The following is a 12,253-nucleotide window of genomic DNA, read 5'->3' on the forward strand; positions in this document are numbered from 1 at the left end:
AACGGGGCCGACGATGTCCGGGACATCGTCCGGGCCATGGGCGCACCCCCCAACAACTGAGAACCCCTCGTTCACAAGCCGGTTCGGCACTTCGCGATGTCGATTCGAATGTGCCTCGAAGCATAGCCGCGCGGGCCGAGCCGCAATCGAAGGGTTCGATTTATCCCGTGAAGGTGAGGCCCCGTGCGGGTGGGTGTAGGGGCGTCGGGTGGCCGGCCATCGAGACCGTGCCGGACTACGGCTCTATCAGCTGGTGTGCAAGAGAAATTCGACGACGTATCACCGCCGAGTGGTGCGGACCAATAGAACTCGGTCAACCCGACGCCCAGACCTGAATTGCAGATCGCCGATCCCCGAACGACAGATGATATGGAATACATTGAAATCCGCCATTTTTGCGGTCTTCGGCACCCCGCTCCTTCAATGCACTGGTGGTGAACAATGCTGACTCTCTGGAAGTTGATCCGTTCGAAAGTGCTCGGGTTAGAGCAACGGATACTCCTCCTCGAGGATCAGGGTGCGATCGTACGCACTCTGACCAGATATGCTCAGTGTCTCGACTACGGCGACGAAGACGGCTTCATCAACTGTTTCACCGCAGATGCGGAGTACGAGATTCGCTCAGCGCAGACGCCACAGAGGAGCGGCGGACAGCGCACCGAGTCCGGCATGTGCTACAGCGGTCGGGAAGCTCTGCGCGCGTTCATCCAGCAGCACACCCGTGCGCCGATGGTATTTCACAAGCACGTCGCCATGAACCCCTTGGTGGAACTCGAGGGCGACCACGCGTCCAGTGTGAGCTACATTCTCCGGCTCGATGTCGATCTCAGCGGCACTATTTATGTCCGGGCCTTCGGACGGTATCTGGATCGGCTCCGTCGATGTGAGGACGGCGAATGGCGTATCGAGTGCCGAATCGCCGAGCCCGAGGCGCTCGACCTGCGTGAGTTTCGAAGGGCAGCATTAAGTCCTGAAGAACCGCTTCGCTTCTGAGGGAGGCAAGACAGAAATCCGAGTCACGAATTCGTGATTTGGACAGCACCACCGCCGTGTTCAGTGGAAACGGTGCTCCTGCCAAGGCCGTTCCCCGGATCTCCCTACGGCACCATTCGTTCTTCGATCGAGTGTGATGCCGGCGCGACATGGCGGCAACTCGAGTTGAAAATTGCCCGATCAAGACGTCGTAGCCTGTTCGGCTGACTCAAGGAGGATATCGTGACCGAGGTTTCCGTTGCTGTATCGATCGATGAACCGTGCGCCTATCTCGACCCACCGATGTCGCGTGTGCCGGGTGTGAAGTCAGAATTCGCAGTAGTCGAGCAGGCCGTTCGTGACATTGCGAGCGGGAAGCCGGTTGTTGTTGTAGACGACGAGGATCGGGAGAACGAAGGTGATCTGATCTTCGCTGCAGAACACGCGACGACTTCCCTGATGTCGTTCATGGTGCGGCACACGTCAGGCTACATATGCGTGGCTCTGGCCGAGGAGGAGGCGGACAGGCTGGACTTGCCGCCGATGGTGGCACGCAACGAGGACAAGCACGGGACTGCGTACGCGATTTCTGTCGATGCCCGACAGGGGGTCTCCACAGGCATCTCGGCAGCCGACCGAGCTCATACGGCCCGGTTGCTCGCAGACGCTCACACCACTGCCCACGACCTGACCCGTCCTGGCCACGTAGTGCCGCTGCGCGCCCGCGAGGGGGGTGTGCTGAAGCGCCGCGGACATACCGAGGCCGCGGTAGATCTCGCTGTACTGGCCGGGCTCAGGCCGGCAGGTGTTCTCTGTGAGATTGTGAGTGAGCAACAACCTACCGAAATGGCTCGAACCCCGGAATTGCGTCGGTTTGCCCACCGCCATGGCCTGACGCTGGTGTCGATTGCGGATCTGATCGCCTACCGGCGAGTCAACGAACTTTCCGTGCAACGGGTGGTGTCTGCGCGCATGCCGCTCCGTGCAGGAAACTTCACCGCAGTCGGATTCACCAGCAACGATCAGACGGGCGAGGAGCATATCGCATTGATATGCGGCGACCTGAGAGGCGCGGAGCATGTCCCTGTTCATATCCATTCGGAGTGCATTTTTGGTGATGTTTTCGGAGCCAGACAATGCGGTTGCGCAGGATATTTGGATTCCGCGCTATCCGAAATTTCCGCAAGCGGCCGCGGCGTAGTTCTGTACCTACGTAACGGTGAGTACGGCGGACACGGCCTATGGGATGCGGTACGCGTGCGGTCCACTCCCCACGGCCACCGTGCCGACCCATCGTGCGGCGCCCCTCTGGACGAGGCGCTCATAGCTCGAATCCTGTTGGATCTCGGACTGCGCAACCCGCTCCTGATCACGAGAACCGATCTTCAGAACCGGCGGCGGCAGATCTCGCAGCACCTCGTATGAGGGGCGAGGGTGTTCCGGACTCGTCTTGACAGGAGTCCGGAGCTAACGCCGCCGCCGAAACCAATCGTCGTGGGTTCTCCTCGAAGTGTCCGGAGGGAGCGAAGCTCACCCGCGAGGTAGGCCGGGGCCGAGCGAATCCGGACCGGTGTACGCAGGATCGAGTCGGCTGCGACTACCCAGGACGAAACGGTCGCCGATCGGTTCGGTGACGGTCCGAACGTCGCGGAACGTCTTTACGACAACGCGTGACGCAATTCGCCATTCGTTGTTTCTGCGTTCGAACCGGTCGACATAGCGGCCCACCGATGTCAGGAGCTTCCGGTCGTTCTCGCCATTCGGCTTGAGGAGATGCATTCCGGTGAAATATGACTCCGTGTAGGCGGTGTCGCCATCGAGATCGATAATGATCGTACCGAGTGAATGGGTCGTACTTTCGTAACGAGTATCGACTCCGGCCATCGCGTGTTCGACGAATTCCTCAGCTGATCCCACAAATGACCCGTGGTCGTCCACTGCGTCCGGATGGTAGAGCGAGCTGAGGAGCTCTCTGTCGCCGCGGTCGACCGCACGGCAGTAGAGATGAAGGATCTCTCTGATTCGTTCGCGGTCCGCGAGTACCTCGGGCGTCATTCTCCCTCTCTTCTCTCTTTCTTCTCTCTGGAGCTGTCGGGTCAGTTCCGTAGGGACGCAGCGATGGACGCGACGAAGGCCGCGCAATCGACACTATCTCCGTCGGTGTCCGACATTGCTCCCAGGGTCCAGGTGCACGCTCAGCCGCTCGGGGACCGGACCGGTTCCGAGACCGCGTGGCAACGAGGCCGGTCCATGTCAGGCGGTGTCCCCCTCCGCTGGGCCGTAGCGAGCTGGAATCTCAGATGATATAAAGATATCTAATGTACCTTACTTATTCGACGAAAGGGATCGCAGAGGCCGGCGGACCCCTCCGATCCCGGCCGAAAAGACGGGACGAGCATGAGCGATAATGCGAGCGTGTCGATAGACCCACGAACGTTTCGTGACGTGTTGGGTCACGTACCGACAGGGGTGGCGGTCGTGACGTCGATCGACAGTGATGGGCGACCGGTCGGCATGGCGGTGGGATCGTTCACATCGGTGTCATTGAACCCACCTCTCGTCGCCTTCCTGCCGGACAAGGGGTCCACGACATTTCCGAAAATCCGAGCTGCGGGGCGATTCTGCGTCAACGTGCTCTCGTCCTCACAGGAGGCCACCTGCCGCGCCTTCGCTGTACGGGGCGGAGACAAGTTCGCTTCGGCTCCGTGGCAACCGGCGCCCTCGGGTTCTCCGATTCTTGATGGCGTGGTCGCTTGGATCGATTGCGACCTCGACGAGGTCCACGAGGCGGGCGATCATTTCATCGTCGTGGGAAGGGTGACGAGCTTGGCGATCGACAACCCTGTGACACCTCTGGTGTTCTTCCAGGGAGGGTATGGCACATTTGCCATGAACTCCTTGGTTATGGGGGTTCTGGACGGCTGGAGCGAACAGATCCTGATGGCGGACAAGGCTCGCGGCCCTATCGAACAGCTTGCTCGTGAAACGGGTATGCTCGTGAGGGCCTACGGAGTGCATGGAGACGATCTCGTCGTCGTTGCGTCGGCGTCGCCACAACCGGACGTGACCCCCTCCGGAGTCGGCTTGAGACTGCCCTTCGTGCCTCCTTTCGGTCGGGGCTTCCTTGCATGGTCCGATGACGCGGTGTTCGACGAGTGGTGCTCACGCTCGCCGCATCCGTTGACCGAAGAGCAGAGGCGAGCGATCCGGAAAGACCTCGAGACCGAGCGTTCTCGGGGATGGGTGGCAACCAAGCGTTCGGATGGCTTCGGCGAGATATGGTCGCTCGCGGAACATATCGGCGCGGTCGGTCAGACTCCCGCGCTAGCCCGTCAGATCGCGTCGCTTGTCAGGGAACTCGACCTCGCCGAACCTGAGGGCGTGGACGTGCTCGACGGTCGAACGGTACAAGGATTCTCGGCTCCTGTATTCGACGCGGACGGAAAAGCTGCACTGGTCCTTTCGATTTCCGGGATCCCTGCAGGGGTGACCTCGTCCGATCTGGTAATCGTGCTCGACGAGCTGCGGGCAACAACGAGAACCATCGCGTCGGTGTTGCAGGTCTGATTGCTCACAGCACACAAGGATTCGAAGTGGACGTTGCCGGAGTTTCAGCTCTCGTCACCGGTGGTGCAAGCGGTCTCGGTCTCGCCACGGCTCGGTCACTCGCGACCGCAGGCGCCGTCGTGACGATCGTCGATCTACCCTCGTCGGGTGGTGCCGAGGTTGCTTCCTCGATCGGTGGCTACTTTGCACCGGCAGATGTTGCAGACTCTGAGCAAGTGGCAAAGGCTGTCGCGGCCGCCACGGAGCACGGCCCACTGCGGGTGGTCGTGAACTGTGCGGGCATCGCACCATCCTCGACAGTCCTGGACGAGGACGGCGCGATCAGGCCGCGCTACTTCGAGAAGGTCGTTCGCGTCAATCTCATGGGTACGTACAACGTGACTGCCTACGGCGCTGCCGCGATGAGGTTGATCGAGACTGACGCCGACCAGACGCGCGGGGTCATCGTAAACACCGCCAGCGTTGCAGCGTTCGACGGGCAGATCGGCCACACCGCTTATGCGGCAAGCAAGGGCGGCGTTCACGCGATGACACTTCCGCTCGCTCGTGAACTCGCCCGATACGGAGTAAGAGTTGTCACGGTCGCTCCTGGCATGATGGAGACGCAGATGTTCGAGAGGCTTCCGTCCCGGACGCAAGATCTCCTCATCCAAGAGATTCCGTTCCCGGCAAGGCTAGGGCGGGCTCACGAATTCGCAGCTCTCGTGCGACATATCGTCGAGAACGAGTATCTGAACGGCGAAACGATACGTCTGGATGGGGCGATCCGCTTGTCTCCGGCGCCAGTGAGGTAGGTGAAAGGGCACGAGCCTCCACCCCGGGCCCGTCCATTCGTGACAGTCGCCGCTCGGTGGAGCAGGGCCAGGTCGGTGGATCACATCGGACACTTTCCAGCGCAAGCCACGCCGGCTCGAGTAGCACGTGATTGCCACTCGGATGGAACTGTCCGAGTGGTCGTCTTCCTACAACCGGCGGTGCCGAGTCTCCGTCCTCGGACGCCGCGCCAATGGGACTCGAGCAACGCCAATCATCGTGTCATACCGTTGCCTGCCAGGTGCAACGCGGTGCTGAGGGCGGGAGACGTTATTACTTTGAGTCGCTCGAGCCGACAGCAGACGATGTTCCGGGTGTGAGCAGGTGCTTCCGCCGAGCGAGCCGTGCTGAAGTGCGCTTATCGTGCCGCCCGGACAGCTGAGCTCGAGCGCGAGCGGCCCTCATAGGTGTATCGAGGTGGAAGGGGTCGACTAGTGTTGTTCGCGGTCGCCTTTAGAGGTCGTATCACCCAACAATGACCTATCCTCTGTGCCACAACGTGATTCATCCCACCCTGGAACGTGTGTTCTTGCCTGTCGCGCGTTCTGCAGATGCGATCGCGGCCGGTGGGCCGCCACGGATCTACGGCAGGAGGGAGCGAGTTCCTCGACCGAAAAGAATGCTCTTAGTGCATTGAGTTGTTTCTTTCGATGCCATAATATGATGGCCATCACAGTGGAGCTGAGGCGAGGTCGCCGCGCGCCCACCCTCACGTATACGAAGGAGTACGCAGTGTCCAATAAGAAGGTGCTGTCGGGGGCCGCGATTCTCGTCTTGATCGCACTGCTCACGGGATGCTCTGCCGGCGGGGCATCGTCCTTCTCCGGTGAAGAGCCAACATCTTTCGATCAAGTCGAAGCACGAACGCTCGTTGTCGGAGAGATCTTCCCGCCCGAGAGCATCGGAGCTCGAGCAGCTCAGGAATACTACGACTACGTCACGGAGAACACCGACGGAAAGATCACCTTCGAGGTGCACCACTCCTCCTCGCTGTTCCCCTACCCGGAGGCTTTGAGTGCTGCTGGTGCAGGCGTGGCGGACATCGCAAGGTTCAACATAACTCAGACTCCAGACGACCTGCCGATCTCCAACTGGGTAGCTTCGATCGGTATGCTCGAACCCGACGGGTACCCGTTCGGAATAGTGGTCGGGCAGGGAGCGGGAGCCGAACTGTTACGGCACGAGCTCGTGCAGAACGAGTTGGCGGAGAACAACGTCATCGGTCTTCAGATCGGAACATCTCCACGTGCCACGATGCTCTGCACGGAGCCGGTGACGACCCTCGCCGATGCGAAGGGAACGCCGGTTCGGTCGGGATATGCCTATCTTGCGAAGGAACTTCAGGAGATCGGCATGACCCCTGTGAATGTTCCGGGTAACGAGCGGTACGAGGCCCTCCAGCGTGGTGTGGTGGAGTGCGAAGCTACGGTGGCAGGCGGAACGGTTTTCACAAGCTCGAGCCTGTATGAAGTCGCAAAGCATTTCAGTGACCCTGGCTTCCGTCAGCCCTCGCTGGGCGGCGGATACGCGATGAACTTGGACACCTGGAACTCGTTCCCGCAGATCGTCCGTGATGTTTTCCTCGACGCGGAAGCGCGCCTCGCCGCGACGGCAATCGAGGTGTTTGCAATCGGCAACGCAGAGTTCGCCGAGATCGCCGAAACTGCAGGTGTCACGTTCCACGAGACGGAAGAATTCCGCGAGATCCTCAACGATCTGGCACAGGAGGAGCTCGACAGCATCATTGCTGCGGCTCCGGCCGGAGTAGAGGATCCGCAGGCGATCGTCGACGAATACCGCGCAGCTATAGAGCGCTGGTCGGCAATCGCGGAAAACGAACTCGGTTTGTCACCTGAGGACGGCGTTCCGACCGGTGAAGAGTTGAAGCAACAGTACTTGGATGGAGTGACCGCGGTGGACTGGGACCTGTACGCGGAGTTCATTGCCACTGAGGTCTACGGCCTCTGACAAAGACCATGGAAGGTAGGGACAGGCCCCTGCCGAAGCGGTCCCACCCATCAACGAATTCCGGGGATGACACGTGCAAGTGCAAACACCGAGCCCAGCGTTGGGTCCACAGGCGAGTGACGACATGCAGTCCGACCACAACGAAGAATCGGCACACGTCACCGTGCCACCCAGCAACCCAGTATCTCGATTGACGCGGATCTGCGCAGGAATCGCAGGAGTGGCCCTCCTGATCGGCGCGGTCCAAGTATTCCTCGACGTCCTTCTGCGGAAGACGATGAATCAACCTTTGCCTGCGACCTTGGAAATCGTCAGTTACTGGTGGATGCCGGTGATCGGCCTCCTCGCCCTGGGCCTTGCTGAGATCAGGGGCGAGCAGATCCGGATGACCCTCGCTTTCGAGGCAGCCTCGCCTACAACCGTGAAGTTGGCCGACGTGGGTGCGGGGATCGTCTCGATCATCGTCGGATTGTGGATCACTGTGCTGTGCGCGCAGCAGGCTTTCGAGTCGTTTGTGAAGGCCGAATCCGGAGTCACTGTGCGCTGGCTGCCGGTCTGGCCGGCACGGTTCGCCATCGTTGTTGCGCTCGCCGTGTTCCTGATCGCCGCAACAGTGCGCGTGGTGGTAACGATCCGTGAATCGCGCTCGGAAAGGGCAGACAACGATGCTTAACGCAACCACAACACTGAGCGTTCCGGCAAAAGCCGACGAGGCGTCGACCCGCCGGTCGGATGGCAGGCGGTCGAGGACCGCCCTCTACATCCTGTGGGCGGTCGTGGTTGGCGTGGCTGCCGTCATGCTCTTCGCGGACATCCCCTCGCTTGCGAGCGGAGTATTGACGATCGTCCTCTTGCTTCTGCTGATGGCGGCGATGGTTCCCGTCGGATTCGCCATGGTCGCGGCAGCCGGTCTCGGCTTGATCAGTCTGGGCGGCATACGAGTTGCCGAGCAGTCTGTTGAGGCTGTGGTTTTCGACAGCGTCGCCTCATGGAACCTCATGGTCGTCCCGATGTTCATTCTGATGGGCGTCGCGATGTGGAAAGGTGGCATCACAACCCTTGCGTACTCTGCTGCGCAGAAGTGGCTAGGGTGGCTACCAGGTGGACTTGCTGTCTCAACCAACTTCGCGGGGGCCGGGTTGGCGTCGGCAAGTGGGAGCACACTCGGCATCTCCATGGCTCTCGGTCGAATGGCGATCCCGGAGATGTACCGTGCGGGCTACAGTCCGCAACTGACCACCGGGACAGTCGCAATGGCCGGCACATTGGGCCAGATCATCCCTCCGAGTGTGCTTCTCGTGTTGTATGCGGGGCTTGTGCAGGTCCCGGTCGGTGCGCAGTTGGTGGCCGGTATCATTCCGGGAATCATTCTCGCCGTAGCCTTCGCGCTGTGCATTGTCGTGTGGGCACTGGTCAAGCCGGACCACGCGCCTCGCGCGAAGCTCGCCGTCAGCTGGGATGACCGATTCCGTTCGCTGGTGGGTTTGGTGCCGCTTTTGATCATCGGCCTGTGCGTCGTCGGTGGAATGCTGGTGGGCTTCTTCACTGCGACCGAGGCGGCGGCGGTGGGCGCGGTCGTCGCAATCGTTCTGAGCCTGGCTACCATGAAGGGCCCGCGAGATCTGCGCTCCATGGGGCGAGTCATCGGACAGACTGTGACGGAGACAGTGGTCTCTGTGTCAGGGCTCTTCCTTCTGATCATCGGTGCGATGTTGCTCAGCAGGGCAATCTCTTTGAGTGGTTTGGCAAGAGAGATATCGGGGTGGCTGATCGGGCTCGACCTCAGCCGGGTGCAGTTGCTTCTCGCTCTGATCCTGGTCTACGTCGTGCTGGGTATGTTCCTCGAGTCCTTCCCCATGATGGTGCTGACGCTGCCGTTCCTGCAGGGTCCGCTCGAATACCTCGGCGTCGACATGATCTGGTTCGGAATCTTCATCGTGATCATGTGTGAGATCGGGATGGTGTTTCCGCCAGTGGGAATGGTGACATTCGTTGTGCACCGCCTCGCTCAGTCCCCGGAGGTTTCCGGAGGTCGGAAGACGTCGTTGGCTCAGGTTTTCGTCGGCGTGATGCCCTTTGTTGCAGTCGCGGTGGTCATTGCGGTGCTCTTCATCTTCTTCCCTCAAATCGTGTTGTGGCTCCCGGAAACTGCAGCGGTGCAGTGACATGCATACCTAGAGCGCATTAGAGTATGCATTTAAATGCGATTCGTTGAAATGAACTGTATGGGAGTCCCATGACCAGCATGCACACCGGACGTCGGCCACTCGAGGGCCTCATTGTGGTGGAAGTGGCTTCCTACCATGCTGTACCCGGGGCGGGAGCGACGCTGGCCGACCTCGGTGCCACCGTCATCAAGGTGGAGAATCCACAGGGAAGTCCCGAGCGGTTCGCCAAGCGGGACGGTACCGACCCGCTTCGGTCGGCATCGGTGAACGACGACGAGTGGAGTCTCCTATGGGATTTCGCCAACCGGAGTAAGCGTGTGATCAGCCTTGATCTCAAGCAACCCGAGGCGCAGCAGATTCTCCATCGGCTGGTAGAAAACGCGGATGTCTTCCTGACGAACACCCCGGTGCGTGCGCGCGCGGGAATCGCAACCGGCTATGAACGATTGCGTGAGGTCAACCCACAGCTCGTGTACTGCAGTCTGACGGCGTTCGGGTCTGAGGGGCCGATGGCGGCACAGCCCGGATTCGACTCACTCGCACAAGCTGTTTCAGGGATGATGATGGCCACCGGGCAGGACGAGCCGCATCAGCTCGGGCTCATCCTGCTGGATCACCTTTCGACCATCGCGGTGACTGCAGCGGTCACGACTGCACTCGTGACGCGGCAACTTCAGGGCATCGGTCAGGAAGTTCATGTTTCTCTACTCGGTGCGGCGACCTGGGTGATGCAGACGAACTTGCTTTCCTCCAGCGTCAACGGCGCCCCCGTCGATCTGAGTTATGACCGTATTCGAAACTCCCCGAATGCAACCACATACCGAGCGGGCGACGGGAAGTGGATCATTCTCGTGAACGTGCCTGAAGCCAAGAACTTCGCGAAGCTGTGCGCAGCGGTCGGCCATCCCGAGATTGCCGAGGACTCTCGGTTCGCAACAACCGAGTCGCGACGTGCGCACCGAGGCGAACTCTTCGCTGCCTTGGATTCGGCATTCGCCAAGCGCCCGCGTTCGGAATGGCTGGAGCTGCTGGCCCAGGAACGAATTATGGTGGCACCGGTCAACGACCTGTTCGATGTGCTTGATGATCCGCAGATCCTCGCCAACGACTATGTGGTTCAGATGGACCACCCACGCCTCGGGAGAATCCGAACACCGCAGCTGCCTCTGCGATTCGGGGTATCGGCGCCTCCGCAGGCGGCTCCCGCCCCGCAGGCGATCGGCGAGAACACGGCAGCCGTGCTTCGCGACTACGGGTGGGATGACGAAACAATCACCGATCTGCGCGCTCGTGGCGTGATCCGCTAGAACAAGGACTGACGCATATGACACATTCGACCACAACCCCCTCGGGCCCTCTCGCCGGCCTACGTGTCCTGGAAACTGGTGGCACAGGCCCCGTTCCGGTCGCAGGGATGTTCCTCGCCGACAACGGCGCAGAGGTGATCCGCCTGGATCGATTCGGCGGTGATCGTGGTTCGGGCATGCTGGTTTCTCGGGGAAAGAAGTCTATCTGCATCGACCTGAAGAAGCCGGCTGGAAAAGGCCTTCTGCTCGAGGTCGTCGATGAGATGGATATCGTTCTGGAGGCATTTCGACCGGGCGTAGCCGAACGGCTGGGATTCGGACCAGATGATTGTCTCGCTCGTAATCCGCGTCTGATCTACGGCCGGATGACAGGTTGGGGACAAGAAGGACCGCTAGCGCAGACCGCTGGGCACGACATCAACTACATTTCCGTTATCGGAGCGCTCGACGCCATCGGCCGGGAGGGGGAGTCGCCGGTGCCGCCGTTGAATCTCGTCGGCGACATGGGCGGTGGTTCGATGTTCCTTCTCTTCGGCGTCCTCAGCGCCCTGTACGAGCGCCAGTCGAGTGGTCGTGGACAGGTGATCGACGCGGCGATGGTCGACGGAGCTTCGCTGCTCCTGACGATCATCCACGACATGGTCGCGCGTGGAACGTGGGGCGACCGCGGAACGAACCTTCTCGACTCCGGCGCGCCGTACTTCAATGTCTATGAGACGAAAGATGGCCGGCATCTGTCGATCGGCTCCCTCGAACCCCAGTTCTACGCGCTGGTGAAGGAAGGCCTGGGATTCGCAGACGGTGACCTTCCCGAGCAGACAGATCGATCCCGCTGGCCCGAAGCTCGCAAGCTTATCGGCGAGCGGATCAAGACGCAGCCGTTGCAACATTGGGTGGACGTCTTCGACGGTACGGACGCCTGTGTTACGCCGGTCCTGTCGCTGACGGAAGCACCCGAGCATCCGCACAATGTGGCAAGAGGAACCTTCGCAACGATCGGTGGTGTGCGCCAGCCTTCGCCCGGGCCTCGTTTCAGTCGGACGCCGCAATCTCTGCCGGAACAGCCCGCTGCTCTCGGTGCCCATACACGAGAGGTGCTCGCCGGCCTGGGCATGACCGACAGCGCTATCGATCGACTGTTTCAGGACGACATCATTCGCTGACGCGCCGCTGGTCGATGAGCGCCGAGCGCGCGACCTCTGGTCGGACGCGTGGCCATCATCGGTCCGAGTACACGAGACGACCCGGAAGCGGCGTCTGAATGCAGAAGGACGCGCGCCTTCGAAGAAGAATCGACAAAATCTCGAGGGTCTGAACAGGACCGAGCGGGCGATGCTGTGCAGGAAAGCGCGCTTGTGGGGCATAACCGTGGACCGCGCCGTTGTGTCTTTCGTATCTGTCCGCCGTGTTTTCTGGAGCGGATCGGGGACACCCATCGCGACACGATTTTGGATTGGG

10 protein-coding genes are annotated in these 12,253 nt (G+C 60.9%); 9 read left to right on the top strand and 1 reads right to left on the bottom strand.

What is annotated here, in order from left to right; genetic code table 11:
* Positions 1–441 precede the first annotated feature (441 nt).
* Together G6038_RS18230 and ribB are read left to right on the top strand one after the other, a co-directional pair.
* Complete coding sequence (locus G6038_RS18230; protein WP_165039210.1) at positions 442–993, top strand: nuclear transport factor 2 family protein; 552 nt, start codon at positions 442–444, stop codon at positions 991–993.
* 222 nt (positions 994–1,215) lie between these two features.
* On the top strand, positions 1,216–2,397 hold the full coding sequence (ribB, locus tag G6038_RS18235) for a 3,4-dihydroxy-2-butanone-4-phosphate synthase (protein WP_346772850.1): 1,182 nt from the start codon (positions 1,216–1,218) through the stop codon (positions 2,395–2,397).
* Positions 2,398–2,502: 105 nt separating this feature from the next.
* On the opposite strand, the gene G6038_RS18240 is transcribed toward ribB, so the two are convergent.
* A complete protein-coding gene (locus tag G6038_RS18240; protein ID WP_165039211.1) occupies positions 2,503–3,027 on the bottom strand; it encodes a nuclear transport factor 2 family protein in 525 nt (174 codons plus the stop codon).
* A 342-nt stretch (positions 3,028–3,369) separates the two neighbouring features.
* Here G6038_RS18240 and G6038_RS18245 point away from each other — a divergent pair, with 342 nt between their 5' ends.
* The 7 genes from G6038_RS18245 (at position 3,370) to G6038_RS18275 (ending at position 11,958) form a co-directional block, all read left to right on the top strand.
* Positions 3,370–4,539 (top strand): flavin reductase, encoded by a 1,170-nt coding sequence (locus tag G6038_RS18245; RefSeq protein WP_206025047.1) that lies wholly within the window; start codon positions 3,370–3,372, stop codon positions 4,537–4,539.
* Positions 4,540–4,565: 26 nt separating this feature from the next.
* On the top strand, positions 4,566–5,333 hold the full coding sequence (locus tag G6038_RS18250) for an SDR family NAD(P)-dependent oxidoreductase (RefSeq protein WP_165039213.1): 768 nt from the start codon (positions 4,566–4,568) through the stop codon (positions 5,331–5,333).
* A gap of 751 nt (positions 5,334–6,084) precedes the next feature.
* Positions 6,085–7,320: a hypothetical protein gene (locus G6038_RS18255; protein WP_165039214.1), complete on the top strand. Its 1,236-nt coding sequence runs from the start codon at positions 6,085–6,087 to the stop codon at positions 7,318–7,320.
* Positions 7,321–7,540: 220 nt separating this feature from the next.
* Positions 7,541–7,993 (top strand): TRAP transporter small permease subunit, encoded by a 453-nt coding sequence (locus tag G6038_RS18260; protein WP_165039215.1) that lies wholly within the window; start codon positions 7,541–7,543, stop codon positions 7,991–7,993.
* Entirely contained in the window at positions 7,986–9,485 is a 1,500-nt protein-coding gene (locus G6038_RS18265; RefSeq protein ID WP_165039216.1) for a TRAP transporter large permease, read from the top strand. The genes G6038_RS18260 and G6038_RS18265 overlap by 8 nt, the downstream gene beginning before the upstream one ends.
* Before the next feature lie 71 nt (positions 9,486–9,556).
* Positions 9,557–10,795 (top strand): CoA transferase, encoded by a 1,239-nt coding sequence (locus G6038_RS18270; RefSeq protein WP_165039217.1) that lies wholly within the window; start codon positions 9,557–9,559, stop codon positions 10,793–10,795.
* A gap of 17 nt (positions 10,796–10,812) precedes the next feature.
* On the top strand, positions 10,813–11,958 hold the full coding sequence (locus G6038_RS18275) for a CaiB/BaiF CoA-transferase family protein (RefSeq protein WP_165039218.1): 1,146 nt from the start codon (positions 10,813–10,815) through the stop codon (positions 11,956–11,958).
* Positions 11,959–12,253: the final 295 nt, after the last annotated feature.

The organism is Rhodococcus sp. 14C212 (assembly GCF_011058195.1).
GTDB lineage: Bacteria > Actinomycetota > Actinomycetes > Mycobacteriales > Mycobacteriaceae > Rhodococcus > Rhodococcus aetherivorans.

Coding starts and splice junctions, on each gene's coding strand:
- G6038_RS18230 (WP_165039210.1), top strand. CDS start 442: ATGCTGACTCTCTGGAAGTTGATCCGTTCGAAAGTGCTCGGGTTAGAG.
- G6038_RS18275 (WP_165039218.1), top strand. CDS start 10,813: ATGACACATTCGACCACAACCCCCTCGGGCCCTCTCGCCGGCCTACGT.
- G6038_RS18240 (WP_165039211.1), bottom strand. CDS start 3,027: ATGACGCCCGAGGTACTCGCGGACCGCGAACGAATCAGAGAGATCCTT.
- G6038_RS18270 (WP_165039217.1), top strand. CDS start 9,557: ATGACCAGCATGCACACCGGACGTCGGCCACTCGAGGGCCTCATTGTG.
- G6038_RS18265 (WP_165039216.1), top strand. CDS start 7,986: ATGCTTAACGCAACCACAACACTGAGCGTTCCGGCAAAAGCCGACGAG.
- G6038_RS18245 (WP_206025047.1), top strand. CDS start 3,370: ATGAGCGATAATGCGAGCGTGTCGATAGACCCACGAACGTTTCGTGAC.